Raw genomic sequence first — 25,153 nt, forward strand, 5'->3', positions numbered from 1 at the left:
GGTTCAGCTCCTCGTTGAAGTCGGTCGGTCCGGCTCGTTCGCCTGCGCTCGCCCGCATGGCCGCCCCGCGCCATCGGCGGGACGCAGCAGAAGCTGGCGCTGGTCGCCGGCGGCCGGGCCGCTCAGCATCCAGCTCGTGTAGCCGAGCCGCGCGTGGCGCCCGAGCTTCAGGCGCGGCACGTCGGGCTGCTTCAGCTGCAGGTTCACGTCCCAGTCGAGCCCGTCGCGCACGTAGTTGCGCACCCAGTCGACGAGCCGCCGCAGGCTGTCGCCGCCCGGCAGGAAGCGCTCGTAGTCGCCGATCGACAACGGCCCGATCACGATGCGGAACTTGTGCTGGCCGTCCCATACGCGCGCGCCGACGAGCGTCGACACGCCGAGCCGCGACGACCCGTCGCGCGCGCCGAGCCGCGTCACGTCGGCGGCGGGCAGCGTCATCCAGTGGCCGACCCACTGCTCGATGTCGACCGGCAGCTCGAAAAAGCGCGACAGCACGAGCCTGAGGCCCGCCGCGTGACGCGTCGGCGCGGCGAGCAGGCCCGCGAAATGCAGCTTCGCGAAGTCGGGCACGGCGTCGCGATTGCGCAGCGCGGGCTCGCCGAGCCCGAACACGGTGCCGACGTACGTAGAAAAGCGGTCGCGATCGGCCCGGTCGAGATTCACGGCCGGCTGCGCATCGGCCCACGCGCGGTAAAACAGCGCGACCATCCGGTGATGGAACACGTCGAGAAAGCGCGCGAACGTCGGATCGTTGCCGTTGCGCAGGCGGTCGCGGACGTACTCGGTCAGGTGCAGCGGCATCGGCCCGTTCGGCCCGAGCAGCCCGAAGAACCTGACCGACAGCCGCGCCGCGCGGCCGTCGCCCGCCGGCGCGTACGCACCGAGCGTCGTCGGCTGGAACGTGAGCTCCGGCTCCTGCATGAAGCGCACCGCGTCGTCGCGCGGCCGCAGCGACGCGCCGATGCGCGGCAGGTGCGGATGCGCGTTCTCGATCAGCCGCACGGCCTGGAAGAAGTCGAAGCGCCCGGCATCGGCTTCGAGCGCGCGCAGCAGCGTCAGAGCGTCCGGCATCGTCCGCCCCTCGCCGGCCATCGCATCAGCTCGCCGCGCGACTGCGAGCGGACCACGGTTTCCGCAAACGAATTGATCGACACGTATTGCGCGAAGAATTGCGCGAGCACCGCGCCGAGCACGAACGCGCCCGCGCCTTCGAATGGCCCTTCGTCGAACGTCAGCGTGACCTCGAGCCCGCGCCCGAACGCGATCGGCCCGCCGAACGGCAGCCGGCGCGTGACGGCGCGCGAATCGATCGCGCGCACGCCTTCGATCATCCGTTGCGTCGCGGCATCGTCGGCCGGGCAGTACAGCCCCAGCAGATCGCGCAGCGCACGCGCGCCCTGCTGCGGGTCCGTATCGAGCAGCGACGCGTAGTTCAGCGACAGATGGCTGAGCAGCCGCCACGCGACCGGGCCGTGCGCGAACGACGGCAGCGGCCGGCTCGGCCCGTTCACGCAACGCACGCGCTCGACGGGCGCCTCGACGTCGAGCGTGAAGTCGCTCGGGCCGGTGCCGACCGACATCATCAGCGGCAGGTCGCGATTCGTGCACAGCACCTGCAGCCCGAGCTGGCGCAGGTCGCCGCGAAACGGCGCATTGGCCGCGTCGACGAGCGCGATGAACGTCTCGCTGCCGAGATAGCCGGTGCGCGGGCCGCGCTCGTTCTGGCGCGCAGACGGCAGCCGCTGTTCGCGGCGCACCTGGAAGTACGCGGCGCCGTGATACGACGCGCCGAGATCGCGCGCGTGATAGAACGGCTCGAACTTCTGTTCGGCGACGGTGCCGGTGCTGTAGCCGGTCACATCGTCGATCTGATGGATCTCGAAGTCCATCGGCCGCGTGCGGTCGGCGACCACGTGGTATTCGAACTGCTCGGCCGCGAGCGCGATGCGATCGGTGCGCCGCGGAAACAGGTTCACGGCGGGCGTGCAATGCAGCGCGAAGTTCGACGCGTCGAGCGATTGTTCGAGCACCGGATCGCCGCGCCTGAGCAGCACGATCACTTCGACTTCGCTGTCGGCGCAACGCCGCAGCGCGGGCAGCAGGCCGTCGATGCCGACGAACAGGAAGCGCTGCGGAAACGCGAAATATTCCTGCAGCAGCCGATAGCCGTCGAACGATTGCCGGCTCACCGGCAGCAGCGCTTCGTCGGCGTCGAACCCGACCGGCCTGATGGCGTCCGCGGGCAACTGCACGTGCCATGTCGCGGGCCGCGTGACCGGCATCACGACGACGCCGGCCGCCGACCCGAGCAGCCGCTCGTAGATCTGCGTCGGCAGCGCGTCGGCGCCGCGCAGGTAGAGCACGAGCCGGTCGAGGCCGACCTGCGCGATCTTCAGCCCGCCCGTCGCGCGCAGCCGCAGCCGCAGGCCCGCCTTCACGCCGGGCGGCAGTGTGACGTCAGCGCCGCCGAGCGAGCCCGAGTAGGTGAAGAACTTCGCATCGGCGATGTCGAGCGGCCACAGCGTCAGCGCGTGGCCCGTGCGGTATTCGCAGCGCGTCGAGCCGTTCCTGTCGAGCGCGCTGCGCAATGTGCTGTGGCGCGCGATCCGCACGCCGTCGGCGAGCGCCGGGTTCGTCAGGTCGGGCTGGATCTGCACGACGGCCATCGACGGCGTCGGCGCGAGATAGTGCGGATAGACGAGCTCGGCCAGATGCTGCGTGAAGCGCGGGAACTCGGCGTCGATCTTGTACTGCACGCGTGCGGCGAGGAAGCTGAAGCCCTCGAGCAGGCGCTCGACGTACGGGTCCGCGCATTCGAGATTCTCGAGCCCGAGCCGCGCGGCGATCTTCGGGAATTCGCGCGCGAACTCGCCGCCCATTTCGCGCAGGTGCTGGAGTTCCTGGCTGTAGTATCGGATCAGTTCCGGATTCATGGATTCAGCGCAGACCGCCCTGGTCGATCACCCTGACTTCCCCCGCCTCCAGATCGAGTTCGGTTCGAAAATAGAGCCGTTCCGGATAGGGCTGGGCCCACAGATCCCCTTCGACGACGAACGCCACCGTGTTGTGACGGCCGGTCGTTTCCTCCTGCTGGATCGCGCTCACGCGCACCGAATCGCGCAGGATGCGCGGCTCGAACGCCCAGATCGCGTCTCGCACGCGCTTCTCCATCTGCACGATGTCGAGGCCCGACGCCGTCTTGCCCGCGATGTCCGGAAAGCCGAAATTGAGCACCGACGTCGCGACATGCGGATAGCACGACAGATCCTGCACCGATGCGACGCCGTTCGCGTTCAGCAGCCACGCGAGATCGCGCTGCACGCTGTCGCGCAGCGCGCGCATCGACAGCACGCGCCGCTCCCGCGGCTCCTGCCGCACGTCGGGCTCGAAATCGGTCAGCCGATCGAGCAGCGACGGTTGCAGGCGGTCGCGCGCGGGGGAATCAGCCATGGCCCGGCGCGGCATCGCCGCTGTCGTCGGCCGGCTGCGCATCGACCGCGAGCTCGAGCGTGCGCACGTCGAGCAGCGCATGGTCGTTCGCGTCGGTCGTGAAGACCCGCTGCCCGACCGGGCGCGACTCGCCGCCGCCGATGTCGATCCAGTCCGTGCGGCGCGCGAGCCATAGCGTGTGATCGCGCTCGCCGAGCGTCTGCGCATAGCGCGTCGGGATCAGTCCGGCCGCCTGCCCGTCGTTCGCCCACGTGAACACCGCGGGCATCCACACGCGATCGCGCAGATCGGCCGGCGCGTCGATCTCGATCTTCCTGATCCGGAAAAACGGAATCCAGTAATAGCGGCCGTTCAGCACCGCTTCGAGCGTCGGCCCGAGCCGGCCGTCCGCATCCGCGATCCATTCGAACGGCTCGCCGTTCAGCGTGCCCGACGTCGCGGGCGCGTCGCCGAACGCCTTCGCACGCGCGCGCGCCGCCGCGCCGGCATCGCCGTGCGCATCGAGCCGCAACGCATCGATCAGCAGCGCGAGCCAGGCCGTCGGTTCGCCGAAGATCAACGGCGTGCGCGCGCCGTCGAACACCGCGCCGCGCAGCACTTCGCATTGCAGTGCGTCGCGATAGACCTGCACCATCGGCAGCGCGGACGCATCGAGATCGCCGACGACGTTCAGTTGCGTCAGCGCGCGATCCCACTGGCCCATCACCGCGAGGAGCTGGAACAGGAACACGCGGTACGACGCGTTCGCCGGATCGCCGCGAACCTGGCTCTGCAACTGGCGCAGGCTTTCGTCGAGATCGCCATCTCGCAAACTCTGTTCTGCCGTCATGTCGGTCTGCTCCGTCGGACCGCCCGCCTGGCGCGCGGCGCGTGCCCAGGCTGCGCCGCGCCGGGACCGGCGCGACGCGTCGCTTCAGCTTATTCGCCCTCCTTGTTCGCCGGGATGTCCCACTTCATGTCGACCGGGCCGCCTTCCTTGCCGCCGGTCTTGCTCTGCGCCTGGTAGTCGACCTTGACCTTCGCGAAGTTCAGCACCACGTTCTCGGTGAAGCGGTCCTCGCCGCCCGAGCCGCCCGTCGACACCGAGCTGATCAGCACTTCCTTCATCGTGATCTTGTAGTACTCGAGCGGGTTGTCGCCGGCCTTGCGCACCGTGAACACCACCTCCTTCAGGTGCGTGCCCTTGCAGCAGGCGAGCATGATCGTCGGGCTCGCCTTGTCCACGTACTTGGTGAACGACAGGTCCTGCACGTTCACCTTGCCGGCGCCGCCGCCCGTGGCCATGTGCATCGACCCCGACTGGCTCATGCCCCAGCTGAACGCCAGCACGTCGATCTCTTCGTTGTGCTTGTCGTCCTTGGATTCGCCCTTGATCGTATCCAGCTTGATGAACATATCGACGGCCATGTTCTTCTCCGCTCAAAAATTGACTCCGTGTCTGAATGGGACTCCCGTCAGGCCGCCTTGGCCGACGGAAGCTTGGAAACCAGCCGCAGCGATACGGTCAGGCCTTCCAGCTGGTAATGCGGACGCAGGAAAAACTTCGACGTGTAGTAACCGGGATTGCCCTCGACCTCCTCGATCACGACCTCCGCGGCGGCGAGCGGCCGACGCGCCTTCGTATCCTCGGACGAGTGCGCCGGATCGCCGTCGACGTAGTTCAGGATCCAGTCCTGCAGCCAGCGCTGCATGTCGTCGCGTTCCTTGAAGCTGCCGATCTTGTCGCGCACGATGCATTTCAGGTAGTGCGCGAAGCGGCTGCACGCGAACAGGTACGGCAGCCGCGCGGCCAGGTTCGCATTCGCGGTCGCGTCCGGATCGTCGTACTCCGCCGGCTTGTGCAGCGACTGCGCGCCGATGAATGCCGCGAAATCCGAATTCTTCTTGTGCACGAGCGGCATGAAGCCGTTCTTCGCGAGCTCGGCTTCGCGCCGGTCGCTGATCGCGATCTCGGTCGGGCATTTCATGTCGACGCCGCCGTCGTCGGTCGGGAACGCATGCACGGGCAGCCCTTCGACCGCGCCGCCCGATTCGATCCCGCGGATCCGCGAGCACCAGCCGTACAGCTTGAACGAGCGGTTGATGTTGGTCGCCATCGCGTAGGCCGCGTTCGCCCACGCGTACTTCGCGCTGTCGGCGCCCGCCGTGTCTTCCTCGAAGTCGAACTCGTCGACCGGGTTCGTCTTCGCGCCGTACGGCGCGCGCGCCAGGAAGCGCGGCATCGCGAGCCCGAGGTAGCGCGAATCCTCCGATTCACGCAGCGAGCGCCACGCCGCATGCTCGGGCGTCTGGAAGATCTTCGTCAGGTCGCGCGGGTTCGCGAGCTCCTGCCACGAATCCATCAGCATCACCGACGGGTCCGCGCCCGCGATGAACGGCGCATGCGACGCCGCGGCGATCTTCGAGACCTGCGTGAGCATGTCGACGTCGGGGCCGCTGTTGTCGAAGTAGTAATCCGCGACGAGACACCCGTACGGCTCGCCGCCGAACTGTCCGTACTCTTCCTCGTAGAGCTTCTTGAAGAACGGGCTCTGGTCCCACGCGGTGCCCTTGTACTTCTTCAGCGTCTTGTACAGGTCGTTCTTCGACACGTTCATCACGCGGATCTTCAGCGATTCGTCGGTCTCGGTGTTGTTGACCAGGTAGTGCAGCCCGCGCCACGCGCTCTCGACCTTCTGGAACTCCTCCGAGTGGAGGACCAGGTTGATCTGCTCGGACAGCTTGTGGTCGATCTGCGCGATCAGCGCCTCGATCGTCGCGAGCACGTCGCCCGAGATCACGTTCGTGTCGCGCAGCGCCTGCTCCGCGAGCGTGCGCACCGCGGTTTCGACCGCTTCCTTCGCCTTCTCGGTCTTCGGCTTGAACTCCTTCTGCAGCAGACTCGCGAAATCGCTCGTCTCGACCGCCGCTTCGCCCTGCCGGGCAACCTGCTGTTCGCTGTTGGGTTCGGCCATGTCAGTCTCCACGGGGGTTCGGGCTCATTCCTGCGGCTTCGGCGCGGACGCGAGCGACTGCAGCAGCGCCGGATCGGCCAGCAGCTTGCCGATCAGGTCTTCCGCGCCGGTCTTGCCGTCCATGTAGGTCAGCAGGTTCTGCAGCTGGCCGCGCGCGTCGAGCAGCTTCGCGAGCGCATCGACCTTGCGCGCGACGGCCGCCGGCGAGAAGTCGTCCATGCTCTCGAACGTCATGTCGACCGCGAGATTGCCTTCGCCGGTCAGCGTGTTCGGCACCTGCACCGCGACGCGCGGCTTCATCGATTTCAGGCGTTCGTCGAAGTTGTCGACGTCGATCTCGAGGAACTTGCGATCCGACACCGGCGCGAGCGGATCGGCCGGCTGCCCGGACAGGTCGGCCATCACGCCCATCACGAAGGGCAGATGGACCTTCTTCTCGGATCCGTAGACCTCGACGTCGTACTCGATCTGCACGCGCGGCGCCCGATTGCGCGCGATGAATTTCTGGCTGCTTTCCTTGGCCACGGCATTTCCCCTGGTTGACGGCGCACCCGCCGCTCGCGACGCGGCGCGTCAGTGATGTTGCGTATGAACACCCCGTACAAGAATCGTTGTCACTCGTTCGCGATACCGCCCGCCTGCCGGGCCTGTCCCAGTCCATCGGGCGCGAGCTCCGCCAGGATCTCGATGAAGGTCTTGTCCACCAGCCGCCGCGCCCGTTCGAGCAGCAGCGGCACGGGGCTCGACGGTTCATGCTTCTCGTAATACGCGCAGATCCGGTCGATCGCCCTGATCACGTCCTGACGGCTCGCAATCTCGCCCGTCGCCATCACGATCACCTTTGCGGGCGCGACGGTCTCCGCGTCGGCTAAGCCGGCCACGGCGACGTCGGCCGACGCGTCGGCATCCGGCGGCGGCTCGACCGCCCCGACGCGTTCGCCGAGAAAGCCCGCCGCCTGCTTCAGCAGCCGCGACAGCGGCATCAGGTCGATCGAACGCGCGGCGCCGACGCGTTCGGTCAGCACCGTTTCGATGCGCGTCGCGCTTTGCAGCGCCGCCTGCAATGCCGCATGCACCGCGCGCGCATCGTCGAGCGCATCGGTAACGATCGCGTCGAGCGACACGATCGTGGGCGCGTCGACGCCGGCCGGCGCCGGCACTTCGCCGCTCGCGTATTCCACGTCGCGCAGCCGCACGACGCCGAGCGAGCGCGACGCGGCGAGCGGCGCGTCACGCACATCCATCAGGACACCGGAGGGTTCGACGAGCATGTCGAGCGCATTCACGCGCGCGGTCGGATCGTTGTCGTCGTCGGGATCGAGTTCGGGATACAGGTGGTTCCAGCACCGCTCGAGCAGCCCGTCGAGCAGCGCGAGGCCGTCGGCAAAGCCGACGAAGCCGTCGCGGTTCAGCCGCGCACGGCACAGGTGTGCGGCGACCCGCAGATCGTGGCTCTTTTCGAGGAGCCCGAGCGCGAGCGATTCGGCGGCCTTCCAGTCGGCCTCCGTCGCGGCGACGACGGTATCGCCGTACTGGACTTCCGGCTTGCCACGCACCGCCTGCTCCAGCTCGAGGAACGCCGGGTCGTATTCGACATCGACGCCGCCAGGCTGGTCCGGAGAAAGGTCGGCAAGCAGCGCACCCGTATCAAGCGTAGCCATCTTCGCTCGGCGTCGAATTCGATTGAACAGATATCCGCATGCCGTTCGCGATAGCAACGGCACGCGTACCTTTTACCGACCCTTTTGAATCCCCAATAGAGAATTTATGCCTGTTCAGCTGTGCGCGACGGCCACATTGCGTGGCCGTTTCCGTTAATTACCGCGATCCAATCGGTTATGAGGATAGCACGCAATTTACAAAATAAAAGTGACAAGATGGCGAATGAATCATGAACGATTCAACCCCTAATTTATTGCTTAATTCATACGAAACGGAAACAATTTCTAGTAATCCGCTTAACGAATTCGGCATTCTTCAGACATTGCAAATAAACAGATAAATACAATCGAATCTTGCCTGGGCAGGCAATTTTATTCGGTCCCCAAACGTTTCACGTTGCGAGGTCCACCGGGTCCGGGTGGACCGAGCAGGCACACGTTCGGCGGATCGCCCGCATCTCGCATTTGCCTGAGAATCCTTGTCCCACGGGCTTTCCGGGCCGATTCCTCTGGCCATTCCGCGCTCACGCAGGGGACGTCCACGCGTATCGCCGGCGCGCGCGCTGCGGCGCATCGGGTGCGCGACGTCGAATTTCGCACTTCATCCCTAAATCCAATTGCCGAACATATTCACGAAATTCCAATACCGCTTCGCGCACACCGTCACCTAAAAACGTTTTTATGACGGTTTTGTGCGGCACACATATCTTCCATCCGGCCTATGGTTTTTACGGACTAAAATCTCTATTGATGGATTTCCAATTACGCAATAAATTGATGCGGCGTCCGATTGCCCGTGCCAGGCCCGATCGGTCGCGACGACGCGAGAACAGCTTCGCCACGACACGACGTGGCGGCCGACCATCATGCCGGGGTGACAGGTGGATATCGATAGCCCAACCACGGTCTGCGACGTTGGAGAGCGCGCGCTGCCGGATTTGTGGCGACGCCGCACCCGCCTGAGCCACGACGAGATGGCGTCGATCTATGCGATCGTGCGCAGCGCGCTCACCACGTACCATCCGCTCGAGCTGCAGGCGCTCGGCGAGGACAAGGAAGAGCTGATCTCGCAGTTCATCTTTCTGAAGGTGTTTCGCCTCGAGGCCGTCCAGCCGGAAGCCGCGACGTTTCCGCTGCACAGCGCGCCGTCGAACCGGCACGCGGTGTGCGCGTATTTCCGCCGCTACCTGATCGACTGCCTGCGCCACGCCGGCCACCAGCGCAACGTGCCGATCGACGATGCGCTGCACGAAATCGAGCGGCAGGTCGCGCTGCCCGTCGACGCGATCGAGGCGGCGCTGCTGCCGCATGGCCTCGACGAATCGTGCGTGCGCGAATCGGCGCGCGCGTTCATCGACGGGCTCGACGATGCCGACCGGCTCGTGCTCGCGGGCAGCCTCGGCTGGCTGTCGGACGAGAAAGGCGGGCTGTCGCAAGTCGCCGCGCAGTACCGGATCGCGTCGTATCACTATCGCGCGGCAAAACTCGGCGTCACGCTGAAGAAGCACGCGCAGCCGGCCGATTTTGCGCGCACGGCGATCGGTCAATGGATCGAGCGCACGCTCGGGATCGACATCGCACCGGACAACCGCGCGGCGATCCTCGCGGTGCTCGGCATCCTGTCCGCCCAGTCGCGCGGGCCCGCCTAGCGCCGACCCAACCCGCAAGCGACGCGAGGACACAGTGCAACTTGCCACCGCCAGCCTGACCGACCCGGGCGGCCGCTCACGCAACGAAGACGCGCTCGGCGAGTGGTCGAGCGAGCGGCTGTACTACGGGATCGTCGCGGACGGCGCGGGCGGCCACGGTGGCGGCGACGTCGCGTCGCGCATCGCCGTCGGCACCGCGCTCGCGGATCTGCGCTACCTGACCGTCGCCGAGCTGCCGCCGACGGGCGAGCGCCTCGTGAACACGCTGCTCCATGCGAACGAGAACATCGTCGAGGAGCAGGCGCACGGCGGCGACACGGTGCGCGACATGCGCTCGACCGCGGTGCTGCTCGCGATCGATCGCGACAGCCGCACCGCCGCGTGGGCCCATTGCGGCGACACGCGGCTCTATTGCTTTCGCGACGGCCGCATCCGCGCGCAGACGCGCGATCACAGCATGGTGCAGCAGATGGTCGACGCGCACCTGCTGACACCCGAGGCGGCACGTCATCACCCGCGCCGCAACGTGCTGTTCTCCGCGCTCGGCACGCGCGAAGGCATCGACGTCGACGGCGTCGACGGCACGTTCGCACTGCGCGATCGCGACGCGTTCCTGATCTGCACCGACGGCCTCTGGGAACATGTCGGCGAAACGCTGATGCAGGCCGCGCTGTCGCAGGCCACGACGCCTGCCGCGTGGCTCGGCGCGCTCGCCGCGCAGGTGCGCGCGGTCGCGAAAGCGCATCACGACAACTTCAGCGCGCTGGCCGTGTGGATCGTCGACGCGGACGATTCGCAGGCGACCGTGCTGATGTCGCAAGACGGCCCGTCGTGAGCCCCCAACACCCCTACCCCGACCCTTGCCGAGGAGCTTCCCATGGCAAATCTGCATAAACCCAGCAACAGCGATCCGAGCGGATACGATGCGAACCGCAACCTGCAGGTGATGTCGATCAACCGTCGCACGACGTTCTACCTCGTCGCCGGCGCGGGTCTCGATGTGTTCACGGACGACGAGAACGTCGCGGTCGCGTCCTCCGGCGCATCCGACAATGCCGGCGCGCACCGCGACGGAACGTTGAGCGGCTGGGAGAAGGATCAGGTCATTCGGGTCGTCAACCTGGCCGCGAAATCGCCCGGTACGACCTTGCTGCGCGCGACCCTCGACGGCAGCGACTGGATTGCGCCGCTCACCGTCCGCGTGATCGGCGACGCGACTTGCCGGCAGGTCGGCAAAGCGAAGGCCCAGGTCACGCCCGAGTTGCGGCGCGAACTCCAGACCCTGTCGTTGCGCGATGCCGTGATCCGCGTCGCCGAGGACCAGATGTGCAGCGCCATTGCCCGAACCAACGGCTTCGGCGTGTACAACATGGCGGAAAGCCTCGACTGGTGCGGCGGGTTTGCGTACTGGTGCTGGGATCAGGCTTGCGCGATCAGGGGCGAGGACAATCCGTTCGGCAGTTCGAACACCGTGCTGTGGTCGCCGCAGCGCGCGATCCATTGGGGCATGCAGCCGACGACGCCCGGCCAGGTGCTGCGTTACTCGGGGCCGAGCCCGATGGATGGCAAGGGCAACCAGGAATTCCGCGACATCGGCTGGAACGGCTACGACCTGAAGCCCGCCGACATCGTCCTGCTCAGGAAGGGAACGGCCAGCGGCTGGAAACACGTGTGCATGGTTCACCAGGTCGACGGTCGCGCGCTGGAGACGATCGACGGCAACCAGGGCATGCCTTCGATCAAGGTCGTCCATCGCAGCCTGGACGCAAAAGTGACCGACGGATCGTACGAACTCGCGTTCCTTGCCGTCATGCGCGCGTGACCCGGCGGCGGACCGCGCGCCGCTGCGTCGCAAACCGGCAGCACGCCGGCAGCATGTCGTGCTCACGGCCGCCGGCGAAACGCACATCGTTTTCACACCCGGAGTCTGTTTCCATATCCGAGCGGACTCTAGAAGTCACCGCACCCGTGCTCGCTGTTCGTCACGAGACAGCTGTTCAGGTTCGGCTGCTGCCGCACGCGCTTCCATTCGACCGCGAGCAGATCCTGCTTGTCGCCGGGCGGCGCCGACGTGAACAGCGGCTGCGACGAGCCGATGCAGATGTTGGTGCCCTGCAGGTTGTTCTCGTAGACGAACGTCTGCTCGCTGTTGCCGAAGAACGACTGCAGCCCGCTTTGTGCGAGCGGCAGGCTCGACTCGAGCACCGGCAATACGGTCAGCGTGCCGGGCACCTGGTTGACGACGTACCCGATGCTCGACGCGAAGTTCGGATCGATCGGATACGTGCCGATCGGCGAGGTCTGCGTCGCGGGTGTCGTCACGCTGCCGGTGAGCGTGCCCGGCGAGTCGCCGTTGATCCAGCCGGCGACCGTATAGGAGAACGGCGGGTTCGGCGTGAGCGCGGGGCGCGACGCATCGCCGGCCGTCACGGTCAGCGGCGGGCGATTCACGTACACGTAGTGATTGCCGGTCGCCGGCACGACGCCGCCCCAGTTGCATCCGGCGCCGAACAGGCAGCCGTAGAAGTTCGGCTGCGCGGTGTTCGGCTGCACGTTGCCGCGGGTCTCGCCGTTCCACGTCTGCGCCCAGATCCGCCAGCCGCTGCCCGCGCTGATCGTGCCCGCGCCCGCGTCCTTGAACACGCCGTTTTCCATCACGAGGTCGACCGATCCGCCGGCGGTCAGGTTCGTATCGAGCCCGCCCGTCGGTCCGTTCGGCGCCGGCGTGCCGCCGCCGAGCGAGAGGTTGCCGGTCGCGGCCTGCGCGACGAGGTTGCCGGTCAGCGTCGAGTTCGTCGCGTCGATCGTCGTGACCTGGCCGGTCGTCGAATCGTACGTCTTGCTGACGATCGGCCCGATCGCGAAGCCGATCGAATTCAGGAAGTTCACGTTGCCCGCGCCCGCCATCGCGAGCACGCCGACCGCGTTTTGCGGATCGGTCAGCGTGAACGTGCCGGGGCCGGCCAGCAACAGGCCCGCCGCCTGGATCCCGCCCGGATCGGTGACGGCGCCTGCCGATGCGAGCGTCAACGTGTACGCCGGCATCGAAATGCCGTACGGCAGCACGATGCCGTGGCTGCCCGCGCCCTCGTTCTCGAGCGTCAGGTTCGTCGTGAATGACGGCTTGGTCGGCACGCACGGGGTCGCGCCCGATGCGCATGCGCCGTTGACGGTGATGAGGCCGGTCTGCGTGGACGAGCCGAAGATCATCGTCTGGAAGTTCGCGAAGTTGCCGAACGTCGTCGGATCGACGCTGAGGCCCGCACCGGCGCCCAGCAGCGTGATCGGCGCCGCGTCGACGGCCGTGACCGCGAAACCGTTCGCCGGATCGACCGCCGCGGGCGCGACGACGAGCACGCCGTTCGGCGACGAGACGACCGGGTTCCCGTCGAACGTGCGTGCCAGCAGGCTGCTCGCGGTACCGTCGTTCGACGCGCGCAGCGTGATCGTTCCGGGGTTCGCGGTCGAGACCGACACGGGGCCGGCAGTCTGGCCGTCCGACGTCGCGGGAATCACGTAGCCGAGCGCGACGCCGGGATCAGCGGTATTCGTCGACCCGGCGATCGCGATGTTCCCGGTCGCGCCGGTCGCTTTCACGCTGCCGTTCAGCACGAGCACGCCGAAGTCGTTCTGGACGCCCGACGCGCCGCCGCTCGCGACCGCGCCGCGGATGTCGATATTGCCGCCGTTCGTCGACCGGATCGCGCCGCCGCCGGCGACGAGCACACCTGCCGCCTGCGTGCCGGAGCCCGAACCGTCGATGCTCAGCGTGCCGCTGCCGGTCGTCACGGACGGCGATGCCGGCGCGGCGGCGAACGAAAGCAAATTGCTGCTGACCAGCGTGCCGAGCACGACGCCCTGCACCGACGCGTTCGCCGACGGGCTCCCGACGCTTTCGCCGGTCAGCGCGATCGCACCGCTCGACGACGCGATGGACGCACTGTTGTACACGCCGATTCCTGTGCTGAAGTCGGCGGTCGACGGTACGAGCCCCGTCAGCGTGATGTTGCCGCTGCCGGTACTGATCGACGTGTTCGACTGCATCGAGATCCCGGTCGAACCGAAGCTGCTCGCCGACGTCACGTTGCCGTTCACCGCGATCGCGCCGCTCGTGTCGACGAGCGTTGCGCCGCCGTCGAGGGCGACGCCCGTGCCGCCGAGCCCGGATGCGGTGCCCGTCACGGTGATCGCGCCGCCCGTCGCATTGAGCGTGGGAGTCGACGTGGTCACATTGTTGACCGTCACCGTATGCAGGCCGAACAGTTCGACACCGAACGCATTGCCGCCAGTGGCGGTACCGGTCAGCGTGATCGCGCCGGTCGTATCGGTCGCGCTGCTGTTGAACAGCGATATGCCGGTGCTGCCGCCCGTTCCCGTCGCAGTGCCGGTCACGCCTATTGCACCGCCGGCGGTGCTGAACGTCGATGCGCCCGTTTCGATGCCGATCGCGTACTGGCCTGTCGCATTGCCGGACAGCGACACGTTCCCGCCCGACGTGCTCGTGACGTTGACGCCGGACAGATCGCTGCCGACCTCGGAACCGCTGCCGGTCGCGAAGCCGGACAGGCCGATCGCGCCGCCGGCCGAGATCGTCGTGCTCGACGCAAGGAAGCCGGTACCGGAGGCCGTGCCGGACACCAGGCCCGCAATCAGGACGCTGCCGCTGCCTGCGCCCGCATCGACCAGCGACTGGTTCAGCGCAACGCCGTCGCCCGACACGGCGCTTCCGGTGATCCCCACACTGCCGCCCAGCGTACCGATGCTCGACTGATCCACGAAAACGCCGCCTGTCGTGATCGTCGGCGTGAAGACGATCGTCGTCACGGGAATCGCCGTTTCGGCTTTGCCCTGGATCGTCACGTTGCCGCCCTGCGTGTCGATCGTGCTCTGGTTCACGACGACACTGCCTGTCGTGACCGGATTCGACACGTAGTACAGGGTGGTCGTGGCCGGCGAATTGACGTCGGCGGAAATCTGCACGCTGCCGCCGTGCGTGTCGATCGTGCTCTGATCGACGACGACGCCGCCGATCGATACCGTGGAGGGTGCGTTGACCGTCGCCATCGACGCGCCCGCCGTCACGTTGCCGGCAATCTGCACGGTTCCGCCCGCCGTATCGACACGGGTCCGGGTCAGGCCGACCCCGCCGTTGTTACCGCTGATCGCGACGTTCCCGCCCGCGGTCGTCACGTTCGCGTTGCCGATGCTGACGTTACCGAACCCGCCGTTGCCATCGATCACGACATTGCCGCCGTTGGTGGCGATCGTCGTGACGGGGATGCCGGTTCCGCCGCTGCCGATGACGATGGAGCTCGCCGGCACCTGCGTGCTGCTCGTGCCGACGCTCGCATCGAGCAGCACGTCGAGCTTGCCGGCGATCGACGTGATGCTGACGCCGTACGCGATCGCAATCGACCCCGACGCGCTCAGCGTGAACTTTGCATCGCCACCCAGCGTCTTCGCGATCGATGCATTGACGTCGATGTCGCCGGCACCCGACTGCGTCGACGTCTGCGTCGACACGACCACCGACGTGCCGTTGTTCAGCTCGGCCTCGATCGTGCCGTTCGTCAGTTGCGTGTCCGGAAACGTCGAATACGCGAACGTCACCGAGCCGCCGGCCGCCCCCGTCGTGACGGTCGAGGCGCCGGAGACGATGCTGACGGCATACGGATCGATCAGCCACGTCCCGCCCAGCCCCGCAGGCGCCGATGCATCGACCTTCGCGCCACTCGTATCGAGCGAATGGCTCGACGTCTCGATGAACCCGCCGTTGCCGCCCTGCGCGCCGCCTTTCGCCGACAGCGTGCCGTACAGCCGCGCGACGCTGTCGCTGTACGCGACGATATGCCCGCCGTTCCCGTACGCGAGCGCATCCGCGCGCACCTGCGCAGCGGGCGACATCCACAGCGCATCGGCATTGCGGATCGTCGGATCCGCGCCGCGCGCGCCGCCGCCGACGCGCACCGTGCCGCCACCCGCCGCGCCGCCCGCGTCGACGTTCGCGCCGGCGAGCAGCGCGACGTCATGGCCCGTCACGTCGATCCGCCCGCCCGTGAGCGCCGCGCCGCCGGTCGCATCGAGCGTGCCGCTCACGAGCGTCACGCCGTTCGGGCCGCCGTCGAGGAAGATGTGTCCGTCGCGCTCCGCGATGCTGCGCGCCCGCACGACGCCCTGCTGGTTCAGCACGGTGCCCGCGAGCGCGTCGGCCGTCTGCGCGCTCATCACGACCGTGCCGCCGTCGGCCGCGAGCGTGCCCGCGTTGCCGACGAGCGCGTTCGCCGCCGCCCGGTCGATCCGCAGCGTCGTGAGCCCGTCGCCCGCGAAATCGACCGTGATGTCGCTGCCTGCGCCGAGCGCGACCGTGCCGAGCCGCGCGCTGACGACGCCCGTATTGCTGACGGTGCCGCCGAGCAGCGCGATCGTGCCGCCGTCCTGCGCGGTGAGCGTGCCCGCATTCGCGACGGGCGCCGTCGACGCGCCGACGAAGCGATACTTGCCCGCGAGGAAATCGCCGTCGGCGATGTTCAGCGTCGACGCGATCATCGAGCCCACGTTCACCGACGAGCCCGGCGTGAAGATCACGCCGGCCGGATTGACGAGGAACACCCGGCCGTTCGCGTGCAGATGGCCCGCGATCACGCTCTGGTCGTTGCCGACCACACGGTTCAGCAGCGCCGACGTCGCCGACGGCTGCACGATCGATACGCCCTCGCTCGCGCCGATCGAGAACGTGTTCCAGTTGACGATCGCGTTCGGCGTGCCTTGCGTGATGTTCATCTGTCCGGCCGACGGCGAATTGACGCTCACGCTGCCCGACACGACCTGCGCGCCGGTCGGGTTCGCGAGTGCCGGCTGCGCGTATGCGGCAAAGAGCGCGGCGGCGGCCCCTGCGATGGTTCCCACGCGCATCCGGCGCGCATGATGTGGCTTGTTCATGGCAACCCCAGCGCCGGCCGCGAGCCGGCTCGATCCGCGATTCGTCGATTCCCGTCCTCCGTTTCGCCGCCGACGCGCCGACGAAACGCTGGTCGCGCCGTTCCCGCGGCTAAAACGCCTTCGTGAGCTGCACGTAAAAGCGCGGCACGCGATCGTTGCCGGTCGTATCGGACGCGGTCGTGCGCCATGCGATCGTCCCCTGCACCGAAAACCCGCCCGGCGCGGACCAGAACGCGCCGATGCCCGCGCCGCTGCGCGTGATGTTGTTGTTCCCCTGGTTCGGCCGCGGGTTCGCGTTGTACCAGCCGGTGCCGAAATCGAAGAAGCCGAACACGGACAGCTTCGACGTGACCGCGTAGCGCCCTTCGAACGTCGCGACGAAGCCCTCGTCGACGAGCGCCTCCGACGGCGAATACGCGCGCACCGCGTGCGGCCCGCCGAGCAGAAAGCGCGACGAGCTGTCGAGCGTCGTCATCGCCCACTGGCCGGAAATCCCCGCGAACACGCTTACGCGCTCGGTCACCGAATTGAGCCGGTTCGCGAAGAACGTCACGCGCCCCTCGGTGCCCTGCGTGTTGCGGCCGAGCGCAGACGCGTCGAGCGCGCGATCGATCTCGGACTTGATGTCGAGGCTGCCGATCAGCAGCTCGACGTCGGCGCTGTTGTAGCCGCCGCCGAGGAATGCGTCGCGGCTTTCGTAGCTGACGCCGACGCTGCCCTCGATCAACGTCCGGTGATTGTGCTCGTCGACGAGGCCGATGTTGTCGATCAGGTCGCGATACTCGAGGTTCACGCGCGCGAGCAGGTTCTGGTTACGCGTGCGCACGAGCGGATGCGTGACCGTCAGGTCCACGACGGTCGCCTCGCCCTGCGCGTCGAGCGGCGCGAACTCCTTGCCGAGCGTGTAGTTGAGCCGCGCGACCGCGACGCCGACGCGCGTGCCGCTCACATTGACGGGCGCCTCGTACGCGACACGCCCGTACGCGGTGTCGAGCCGCTCGCTGCCGAGCAGCCGCACGTCGAGGTTGTCGCCGATCATGAACGGCGAGTTCAGCCGCGCGAGCGCGCCGAGCCGCCAGGTGCCCGTCGACGACGATCCGTAGTTGTCGAGGTCGGTGGAAAACGTCCAGCGCTTGCCCGGCGCGACGTTGATCGTCAGGTCGACGGTGCCCGGCTCGCTTCCCGCCTCGATCGCGGACGACACCTGGATGCCGGGCAGGTCCGACAGCATCAGCATCGTGCGCTCGAGATCGCCCTGGCGCAGCGGCGCGCCGACCGGAATCGCCGCGACGCGCTCGCGCAGCACGCTTTCTCGCACCGGCGTGCCGGCCGCGACGTCGAGGCGTACATGGCCGACGCGCCCTTCCAGCACGCTGAACTCGACGTTGCCGGATGTCACGTCCTGCGGCGGAATCACGACCTGCGCGAGCGCGTAGCCGCGTTCGCGGTAGATGCGCGTGATGCGCGCGGCGATCGCGTCGAGATCGGCGAAGCCGACCTGCGTGCCGATCCGGTCGCGCACGGGGGCGAGCAACTGGTCGGTCGGAATCGTGTCGTTGCCCTTCAGCGTGATGCCCTTGAGTTCGAAGGTCTTGCCGGGCGCGACCGCGGCAGGCGGTGGCGGCGACGGCTCGGCCGGCAGCGCGCTCGCGCCGCCGGGCGGCGCGGGGCGTGTTTCGCGCGGCTGCGTCTCGTTCAGGATGCTGCCCGCGTTCGGCGGCGGTGCCGTCTGCGCCCACGCCAGCGCGCTGCTCCACGACACGGCAGCGGCCAGGATCCGGAGTTTCCGTTGTCTCATCGTCGTGTCAGCGCGCGACCGTCAGGCGCCAGCCTCCCATCAGATCGAACGGGGCCCAGAAGAACGGATGCGCGAAGCGCGGCGTCTTCAGCACCGCGAGCTGCGCGGCACGCATCGCGTCGATCGCTTCGCGGCCGTCCGTGAGCTGGCCGTAGAACGTGCGCATCGTCAGCGCGCTCGATTCGTCGGCGACGGGCCACATCGACACGATCAGGCTCGTCGCCCCCGCGTAGAAGAACGCGCGCGTGAAGCCGAGAATCTCGTCGCCGCGCGCGATGCGCCCGAGGCCCGTCTCGCACGCGGACAGCGTGACGAGCGCGACGTCGTTGAGCCTCAGGTTGTAGATGTCCTTCGCGAGCAGCGAATCGGGGCCGTCGGCCGGCTGCGCGGCCGGCGCGAGCAGGATCCGCGAATGCAGCGGATCGATCGTGTCGGCCTCCGCGTGCGTCGCGACATGCAGCACGCGGCCGGCGGGCGCGTTGTCGCGAAAGCTCACGCGCGTCGCCGCGCCGTGCAGGAACACCTCCTTGGTCACGAACAGCGGCGCGATCGCCTGCACCTCGGCCTCCGCGCCCGGCAGCGCGAACGCCGGCGTGATCGCCGGATTGCCGAACGCGACGAGATTGCTCGCAACCCGCTGCTGCCGCGCATCGAGCTGCAGCGCGACGCTCGTCGACGGCTCGAGCGCGATCGCATGACGCTCGATCAGGAAGCCGTTCGCGTCGCGCAGCGCCTGGAACGGCAGATAGTGGAGCGCGCCGTGCGGCACGATGATCAGGCGTTCGTTCGGCCGCAGGCCGAGCGGCGCGATCAGCAGCGCGTCGAGTTTCTCGCCGTACTTCAGCGCGGCCGGGCTGCGGCGCACGATCGCGTTGCGGAAATCGGTGACGGCCGCGTCGAGGTCGTCGCGCGCGATCGGCAGCGTGCGGCCGACGAGCCCGTCCCGGCGCACGACCCAGACGACGAGCGAGCGCTTCAGCCCGTGATACTCGACGATCGCCTCGTCGGGCCGCAGCGCGCGGCGCACCGCGTCGAGCGTCGGCACGTCGCCGTTGAGCTGCCGGTCGTCGACGCCCGCGTCGACGCGATTGCGCACGACGTCGAGCAGCGCCCGCGCGCGGCTGCGCTCCGACAGGTTCCACGCGCCCGCGTAGTCGCCGGCATCGACCGCGAGCCGGATCGCTTCCTCGAAGACTGCCTGCGTATCGCCGAACAGGCCCGTCTTGAACTCGTCGCTGCGAAAGCGTGCGCGGATCCGTTCGGAATCGGCGACCGCGAGCTGGTACGCATCGCGCGCGCGAGACGTGTCGCCGAGCGCGACGTACACGCGGCCGATTCCCTCGTGCGCCCACAGGCGGTCGTAGTCGGCATCGGTCGACGGGCCGCCGGACAGCAGCGCGTCGAATGCACGCTTCGCATCGTCAGGCTTGCCTTCCGCGAGCAGCAGGTTCCCTTCGATGCGCCGGTACGCGGGCGCGAGTTCCGCCGACGGCGGCGGGTTCGCGGCGTCGAACGTGCTGCGCGCGCCGGCCGTGTCGCCGGCCGCGATCTGCGCGTTCGTCACCGACAGCAGCACGAGCGGCCGGTAGCGCGGCGATGCGGTCTTCAGCGCCGCGTCGTACGCGGCGAGCGCCGCCTGCGGGTCGCCACGGCGCAGCGCGATGTCGCCGAGCACCTTGTTCGCGGGCGCGAACACCTGCTCCGGCGCCTTCGGGTGCGACGCGAGCGCCTCCTTCGCGTAACGCTCCGCGTCGGCAAGATCACCGGCATAGCTGTACGCGATCGCGAGGTCGCGCTTCGACAGCGCGGCGAGATCGGCGTTGTCGGTCTGCTCGGCGACGACGAGCGCACGCGCGGCGGCTTCGACGCTGTCGCGGAAGTCGCCGCGCTCGGCGGCCGCGACGGACATGCTGCAGTATTGATACGCGGGCAGCTTCACGTGGTCGCGCGACAGCAGCAGCCGGCCTTCGGCCGTCAGCGACTTCAGCGTCTCGGCGTCGCGTGCGCGCTCCTCGGTCTGGCGGAATGCCAACGGTTCGGCAGCGGCGCTCGCGTCGGCTTGCGCGGACGGGGCCGGCGACGCCGCATGGGCAGCGGAAACGACCGCCACGGCGGCAGTGGCGGCAATCACCACGACGGCCAGCGCGCGCGCCGCCCCGGTGCGCCGGGCAGGCCGGCCACCGCCATCGCGGTGCGTTGCGCCGCGGACCGTTCCCGCGCACCCGCTCGACAGATCGTGGTGTTCGTTCACATCGATATCCTGCACGGCAGTGGAGGAATGCAGCGGGTCCGGGCGACGGGTGCGCGCAACGGCTGGGGAAACGGCTGCGCGTGGGATCGCCGACTTCAACCACGTAAACGAACGTGACCGCGGCGTTTTGAAACGGCATCGCGAAAATTTTTTTGCGCGCGGCCGCCGCCGCTTTCAAAATCGGCGGCGTCATTCGTCTTCCACGGTATACGCGCGTGTACGTGCGGCCCGCGCGTGCGCGCCGCGGCCGCCGGGCGCGCCTTTCCACGGAGCCAGGCCCGATGACAAGTCCCGACGACAAGACGGTGATCGCGAGACAGCCGCCTGCGCCGGAGGGACCGCCCGCCTCGTCCGGCGTGCCGGACGATGAACGCACCGTCGTCGTCCCCGCAACCGCGCTGCCCGCAGCCGGTTCGCCGCACGCGCTGCCGATCGGCACGCGCCTCGCCGAGTTCGAGATCGTCCGGCTGATCGGCGAAGGCGGGTTCGGCATCGTCTATCTCGCGTACGACACGCAGCTCGACCGCCACGTCGCGCTGAAGGAATACATCCCGGCCGCGCTCGCGTCGCGCTCGGGCAACGACGTCACCGTCAAGTCGGAGCGGCATGCGGACACCTTCCGCGCGGGCCTCAGGAGCTTCATCAACGAAGCCCGGCTGCTCGCGCAGTTCGATCATCCGTCGCTCGTCAAGGTGTACCGGTTCTGGGAGGCGAACGGCACCGCGTACATGGTGATGCCGTACTACGAGGGCGTCACGCTGAAGGAGGCGCTGCGGCAAATGCCCGGCCCGCCCGACGAGGACTGGCTGCGCGCGCTGCTCGCGCCGCTCGTCGAGGCGCTCGCGGTGCTGCACGGCGCGCAGTGCTATCACCGTGACATCGCACCCGACAACATCATGCTGCTCAAGGGAAGCGGCCGGCCGCTGCTGCTCGATTTCGGCGCCGCGCGGCGCGTGATCGGGGACATGACGCAGGCGCTGACGGTGATCCTCAAGCCCGGCTACGCGCCGGTCGAGCAGTACGCGGAAGTGCCGTCGATGAAGCAGGGGCCGTGGACCGACCTCTATGCGCTCGCGGCCGTCGTCTATTTCGCGATCCTCGGTAAGACGCCGCCCGCGGCCGTCGGCCGCCTGCTGAACGACACCTGCGCGCCGCTCGCGACCGAAGCCGCCGGCCGCTATTCGGATCCGTTCCTGCGCGCGCTCGATCGCGCGCTGTCGGTCCAGCCGCACGACCGCCCGCAGGACGTCTACGCGCTCGCCGCAGCGCTCGGACTCGCGGTTGATGCCGCGGACAGCACACCGGACAGCACGCGCAGCGGCAACGCGGCGGCGCTGGGGCCGGCCGCCGTGCCCGTGCCGGGAGCAGGCCCGGCCACGAGCACGCTGCAAACGTCGCAGCGCGCGGCAGGCGCGTCGGCAGTTCCGGCTTCCGCTGCGCCGCGCATGCCGGCAGGTTCGCGCGCGAGCGGCGCGACGCCTGCTGCCGTACCGCCCGAACACGGCGCAACGGCGCAGGGTGGCAAGCGGCCCGCGACGATTGCCGCGGTCGCCGTCGGCGTCGTGGCGATCGCGGTACTTGGCGGCTGGTTGGCGCTGCGGCCGTCTCTGCAGCCAACGACGCCGGGCGGCAAGACGGTCGCACAGGCGCCGGGCGTGACGCCGCCCGCCGAAGCGAATCCCGCGCCGCCGGCAGCCGCCACGCCAGCGCCGTCCACGCCAACCGCGCCGCCGGCATCGACCTCGTCGCCAATCGTGGCCGCGCCGGCCAGCCCGACGCACGGCGGCTCGACGCCATCGGCCGCGCCCGAAAATGTGCCGCCTGCGTCCGCCGGCACGTCGCTCGCCGCCGCATCGCCGCCGGCCGAGACCGTGCTGCCGCCGTACACGCCCGGCGGCGAATTCGACCGGATCGTCGCGCTCGCCGATCCGGCGATCCACGTGACGACGGCGCTGCGCAGCACGGTCGCGCACATCAACCGCGATCACCTGCAGTTCCGGCTCGGCAGCGACCGCGCGGGCTACGCGTACGTGTTCATGGTCGATCCCGACGGGCAGTACCTGATGCTGTTTCCGAACGCGCTCGACAAGAACAATGCGATTGCAGCCGGCCAGCAGCTGAATTTGCCGCGCGCGAGCTGGCCGATGCTCGCGGGCGCGCCGGCGGGGCCGAACCGCTTTCTCGCGATCGTGTCGCCGCTGCCGCGCGACTTCGGCGACGGCGGGCTCAAGCGCGGTTCGGTGTTCGCATCGTTTCCGCCCGACGCGCGACGCAATGCGGCCGCACTTCGCACCGCGCGCTATTCGCCGTTCGCGGGCAAGCCGCGCTGCGGCGCCGGCAGCGCGGACTGCCCCGACGCGTTCGGCGCGGCGACGTTCACGATCGATGTCGTGAACTGAGCGCGGCGATCGCGACACGGCCCCGCAACCCATCGGGCAAGGAGGCGCCATGCGAACCGTTCCCCTGCTGCCGATCGTGGCGGCAGCGCTCACCGGATGCGCGAGCGACCAGCCGGCGATGCACGTGACGATCGAACCGGCGCAACCGGCCGCGTCGACTGTCGCTGCGCCGCAGGCGCGTGCGGCACGCGGCGCCGTCAACGTCGCGAATGTGTCGCCGGCGTCGGCGCGGGCTGCTGCGCCAACCGCGAATGGCACGCCGCCGTCGAACGCCGCCGTCACGTTCGCGACGCGTCACGCAGTGTACGACGCGACACCCTTCGCGGACCTGCCCGGCTGGCGCACCGACGATCTCGGCGCCGCGTGGGACGCGTTCCGCCGCAGTTGCGCGGTGCTCGGCACGCGCGCCGGATGGTCGGCGCCATGTGCGGCGTCGCGATCCGTCGATGCGCGCAACACGACGGCCGTCCGCCAGTTTTTCGAGGCCAACTTCAACGCGTACCAGATCCGCAACGTCGACCGCACGACCGACGGCACGCTGACCGGCTATTACGAGCCGCTGCTGAACGGCAGCCGCCAGTACGGCGGCGCGTACCTGTACCCCGTCTACGGCACGCCGGACGACCTGCTGTACCTCGACGCGCGGCGCGTGCCGCCCGACGCGAATGGCCGAATGCTGCCTGCGCGCATCGTCGGCCGCACGGTCGTGCCGCTCGCGGAAGCGGCAGCGAACGGCACGAACGGCACGAACGGCACGAACGGCACGAACGGCATCTACATGATCGACCTGCGCGACGGCGTCGCCGACATCCGCGACAAGAAGTACCGGATGCGGGTCGACCACGGCAGGATCGTCCCGTACTACACGCGTGCGGAGATCGAGCGCGGCACGCTGAAGGCGCCGATCCTCGCGTACGTCGACGATCCGGTGATGCTCTATTCGATGCAGGTGCAAGGCTCCGGCAAGATCCGGATGCGCGACGGCACGATCCGCCGCGTCGCTTACGCGGAGCAGAACGGCCGGCCGTTCGAGCCGCCCGTCGCCGCGAATCGTCCGGCCGGCGCGCATCGGCTGACGGTGCGCGGTCTCGACATGACGATCGACGTGACCGACGACGACCCGTCGGCCGCCGCCGCACCCGACTCGACCGGCACGCCGGCGGCAGACGACGACGTGCCCGTATCGCCGCTGCTACGAGGCTTCAAGCTCGCGACCGCGACGCCATCGAGCGCGGGTGCGCTGGCGCCGGCGCTCGACAGCACGGCCCGCGCGCGTCCCGCGAACGGTGATGCACCGGGCCGCGAGCCGGCCACGGCTACGCCGATCCGGCACGGCTTCGCGACGTCGGACCCGAGCTACGTGTTCTTCCGCGCGATTCCGGATTCGCCGAGCGGCCCGGTCGGTGCGCTCGGCGTGCCGCTGTCGGCCGGACGCTCGGTCGCCGTCGATCCGCGCACGACGCCGCTCGGCGCGCCCGTGTTCGTGTCGACCGGTGGCGATGCGCAGGCGCCGGGGTCGGTAAACCGGCTGATGATGGCGCAGGACACGGGCGGCGCCATTCGCGGCGCGGTGCGGGCCGACTATTTCTACGGCTTCGGCCAGGGTGCGCAGACGCTCGCGAGTCGCACGAAGGAGCGCATGCGGATGTGGGTATTGCTGCCGAAGGGGTTGCCGATCGCCGCGCAGAACGCGGCGCTGAAGACGCGCGGCGTCGGCGGGCCGGCAACGTCGAACGCCGACTGTGTCGTCAGCGATCCTGATTTCTGCGTCGACGATGCGCGATGAGCGGCGCGCGGCCTGGCCATACCCGCGCACGATCTCGCCGATCATCGCGTGCGAAAGCGCGCGCGGCATCACGTGAAAGCGCTCGTTGGGCACCGGCGACGGCGCATACGCGACCGCGAGCAGCCCGTCGGCCGACTCCATCAGTTCCCGGCCCGGATGAAAGAGCTGCGTGAACAGCCGGCAGCCGTGCGCGTGCACGGCGTCGGCCAGCCGGCGAGCGCCGAACGCGTACGTCGCAGCTTGCAACGCCAGGGGCTGCGTCCGGT

The 25,153-nt window shown here is 68.8% G+C and carries 16 protein-coding genes and 1 pseudogene; 5 read left to right on the top strand and 12 right to left on the bottom strand.

What is annotated here, in order from left to right; translation table 11 throughout:
* Nucleotides 1-3: 3 nt before the first annotated feature.
* The 8 genes from tssG to tssA all read right to left on the bottom strand — a co-directional run bounded on the left by tssG (nt 4) and on the right by tssA (nt 8,065).
* Nucleotides 4-1,071 carry a type VI secretion system baseplate subunit TssG gene (gene tssG, locus ACV229_RS37800; RefSeq protein ID WP_448088149.1) on the bottom strand — a complete coding sequence of 356 codons (1,068 nt, stop codon included), beginning with the start codon at nt 1,069-1,071 and terminating at the stop codon, nt 4-6.
* Entirely contained in the window at nt 1,056-2,933 is a 1,878-nt protein-coding gene (tssF, locus tag ACV229_RS37805) for a type VI secretion system baseplate subunit TssF (RefSeq protein ID WP_448088150.1), read from the bottom strand. Before tssF ends, tssG begins: the two co-directional genes overlap by 16 nt.
* A 4-nt stretch (nt 2,934-2,937) precedes the next feature.
* A complete protein-coding gene (gene tssE / locus ACV229_RS37810; protein ID WP_448088151.1) occupies nt 2,938-3,450 on the bottom strand; it encodes a type VI secretion system baseplate subunit TssE in 513 nt (170 codons plus the stop codon).
* Nucleotides 3,443-4,279: a type VI secretion system accessory protein TagJ gene (locus ACV229_RS37815; protein ID WP_448088152.1), complete on the bottom strand. Its 837-nt coding sequence runs from the start codon at nt 4,277-4,279 to the stop codon at nt 3,443-3,445. The genes tssE and ACV229_RS37815 overlap by 8 nt, the downstream gene beginning before the upstream one ends.
* Nucleotides 4,280-4,368: 89 nt before the next feature.
* The gene (locus ACV229_RS37820) at nt 4,369-4,857 is read right to left on the bottom strand and encodes an Hcp family type VI secretion system effector (protein ID WP_448088153.1); all 489 of its coding nucleotides are present in this window, start codon (nt 4,855-4,857) and stop codon (nt 4,369-4,371) included.
* Nucleotides 4,858-4,904: 47 nt separating this feature from the next.
* Nucleotides 4,905-6,404, bottom strand: a complete 1,500-nt coding sequence (gene tssC / locus ACV229_RS37825) for a type VI secretion system contractile sheath large subunit (RefSeq protein ID WP_448088154.1) — start codon at nt 6,402-6,404, stop codon at nt 4,905-4,907.
* Between the two features lie 24 nt (nt 6,405-6,428).
* Entirely contained in the window at nt 6,429-6,929 is a 501-nt protein-coding gene (gene tssB / locus ACV229_RS37830) for a type VI secretion system contractile sheath small subunit (RefSeq protein ID WP_448088155.1), read from the bottom strand.
* Between the two features lie 89 nt (nt 6,930-7,018).
* Entirely contained in the window at nt 7,019-8,065 is a 1,047-nt protein-coding gene (gene tssA, locus ACV229_RS37835; RefSeq protein WP_448088156.1) for a type VI secretion system protein TssA, read from the bottom strand.
* Between the two features lie 974 nt (nt 8,066-9,039).
* Between tssA and ACV229_RS37840 the strand changes: the two genes are divergently transcribed.
* From ACV229_RS37840 to ACV229_RS37850, 3 genes are read left to right on the top strand one after another with little or no spacing between them, the layout of a single operon-like run.
* Nucleotides 9,040-9,714: a hypothetical protein gene (locus tag ACV229_RS37840; protein WP_448088169.1), complete on the top strand. Its 675-nt coding sequence runs from the start codon at nt 9,040-9,042 to the stop codon at nt 9,712-9,714.
* A 34-nt stretch (nt 9,715-9,748) separates the two neighbouring features.
* Nucleotides 9,749-10,549 (top strand): PP2C family protein-serine/threonine phosphatase, encoded by an 801-nt coding sequence (locus ACV229_RS37845; RefSeq protein WP_448088157.1) that lies wholly within the window; start codon nt 9,749-9,751, stop codon nt 10,547-10,549.
* Between the two features lie 42 nt (nt 10,550-10,591).
* On the top strand, nt 10,592-11,536 hold the full coding sequence (locus ACV229_RS37850) for a hypothetical protein (RefSeq protein ID WP_448088158.1): 945 nt from the start codon (nt 10,592-10,594) through the stop codon (nt 11,534-11,536).
* Nucleotides 11,537-11,664: 128 nt separating this feature from the next.
* Here the strand turns inward: ACV229_RS37850 and ACV229_RS37855 are convergent, their stop codons facing one another.
* The 3 genes from ACV229_RS37855 to ACV229_RS37865 all read right to left on the bottom strand — a co-directional run bounded on the left by ACV229_RS37855 (nt 11,665) and on the right by ACV229_RS37865 (nt 20,702).
* Nucleotides 11,665-16,653 carry a beta strand repeat-containing protein gene (locus tag ACV229_RS37855; RefSeq protein ID WP_448088159.1) on the bottom strand — a complete coding sequence of 1,663 codons (4,989 nt, stop codon included), beginning with the start codon at nt 16,651-16,653 and terminating at the stop codon, nt 11,665-11,667.
* A gap of 109 nt (nt 16,654-16,762) precedes the next feature.
* Nucleotides 16,763-18,451, bottom strand: a complete 1,689-nt coding sequence (locus tag ACV229_RS37860; RefSeq protein WP_448088160.1) for a ShlB/FhaC/HecB family hemolysin secretion/activation protein — start codon at nt 18,449-18,451, stop codon at nt 16,763-16,765.
* A 7-nt stretch (nt 18,452-18,458) separates the two neighbouring features.
* On the bottom strand, nt 18,459-20,702 hold the full coding sequence (locus tag ACV229_RS37865) for a CHAT domain-containing protein (RefSeq protein WP_448088161.1): 2,244 nt from the start codon (nt 20,700-20,702) through the stop codon (nt 18,459-18,461).
* Nucleotides 20,703-20,983: 281 nt separating this feature from the next.
* Between ACV229_RS37865 and ACV229_RS37870 the strand changes: the two genes are divergently transcribed.
* Both ACV229_RS37870 and mltA read left to right on the top strand, forming a co-directional pair.
* Nucleotides 20,984-23,101, top strand: coding sequence for a protein kinase domain-containing protein (locus ACV229_RS37870; RefSeq protein ID WP_448088162.1), 2,118 nt, complete (start codon nt 20,984-20,986; stop codon nt 23,099-23,101).
* A gap of 49 nt (nt 23,102-23,150) precedes the next feature.
* Nucleotides 23,151-24,887 (top strand): murein transglycosylase A, encoded by a 1,737-nt coding sequence (gene mltA / locus ACV229_RS37875; RefSeq protein ID WP_448088163.1) that lies wholly within the window; start codon nt 23,151-23,153, stop codon nt 24,885-24,887.
* Nucleotides 24,888-24,941: 54 nt separating this feature from the next.
* On the opposite strand, the pseudogene ACV229_RS37880 reads toward mltA, so the two are convergent.
* Nucleotides 24,942-25,085 (bottom strand): annotated as a pseudogene (locus tag ACV229_RS37880) (hypothetical protein); the annotation flags it as partial.
* Nucleotides 25,086-25,153: the final 68 nt, after the last annotated feature.

This window comes from Burkholderia sp. MR1-5-21, assembly GCF_053427715.1.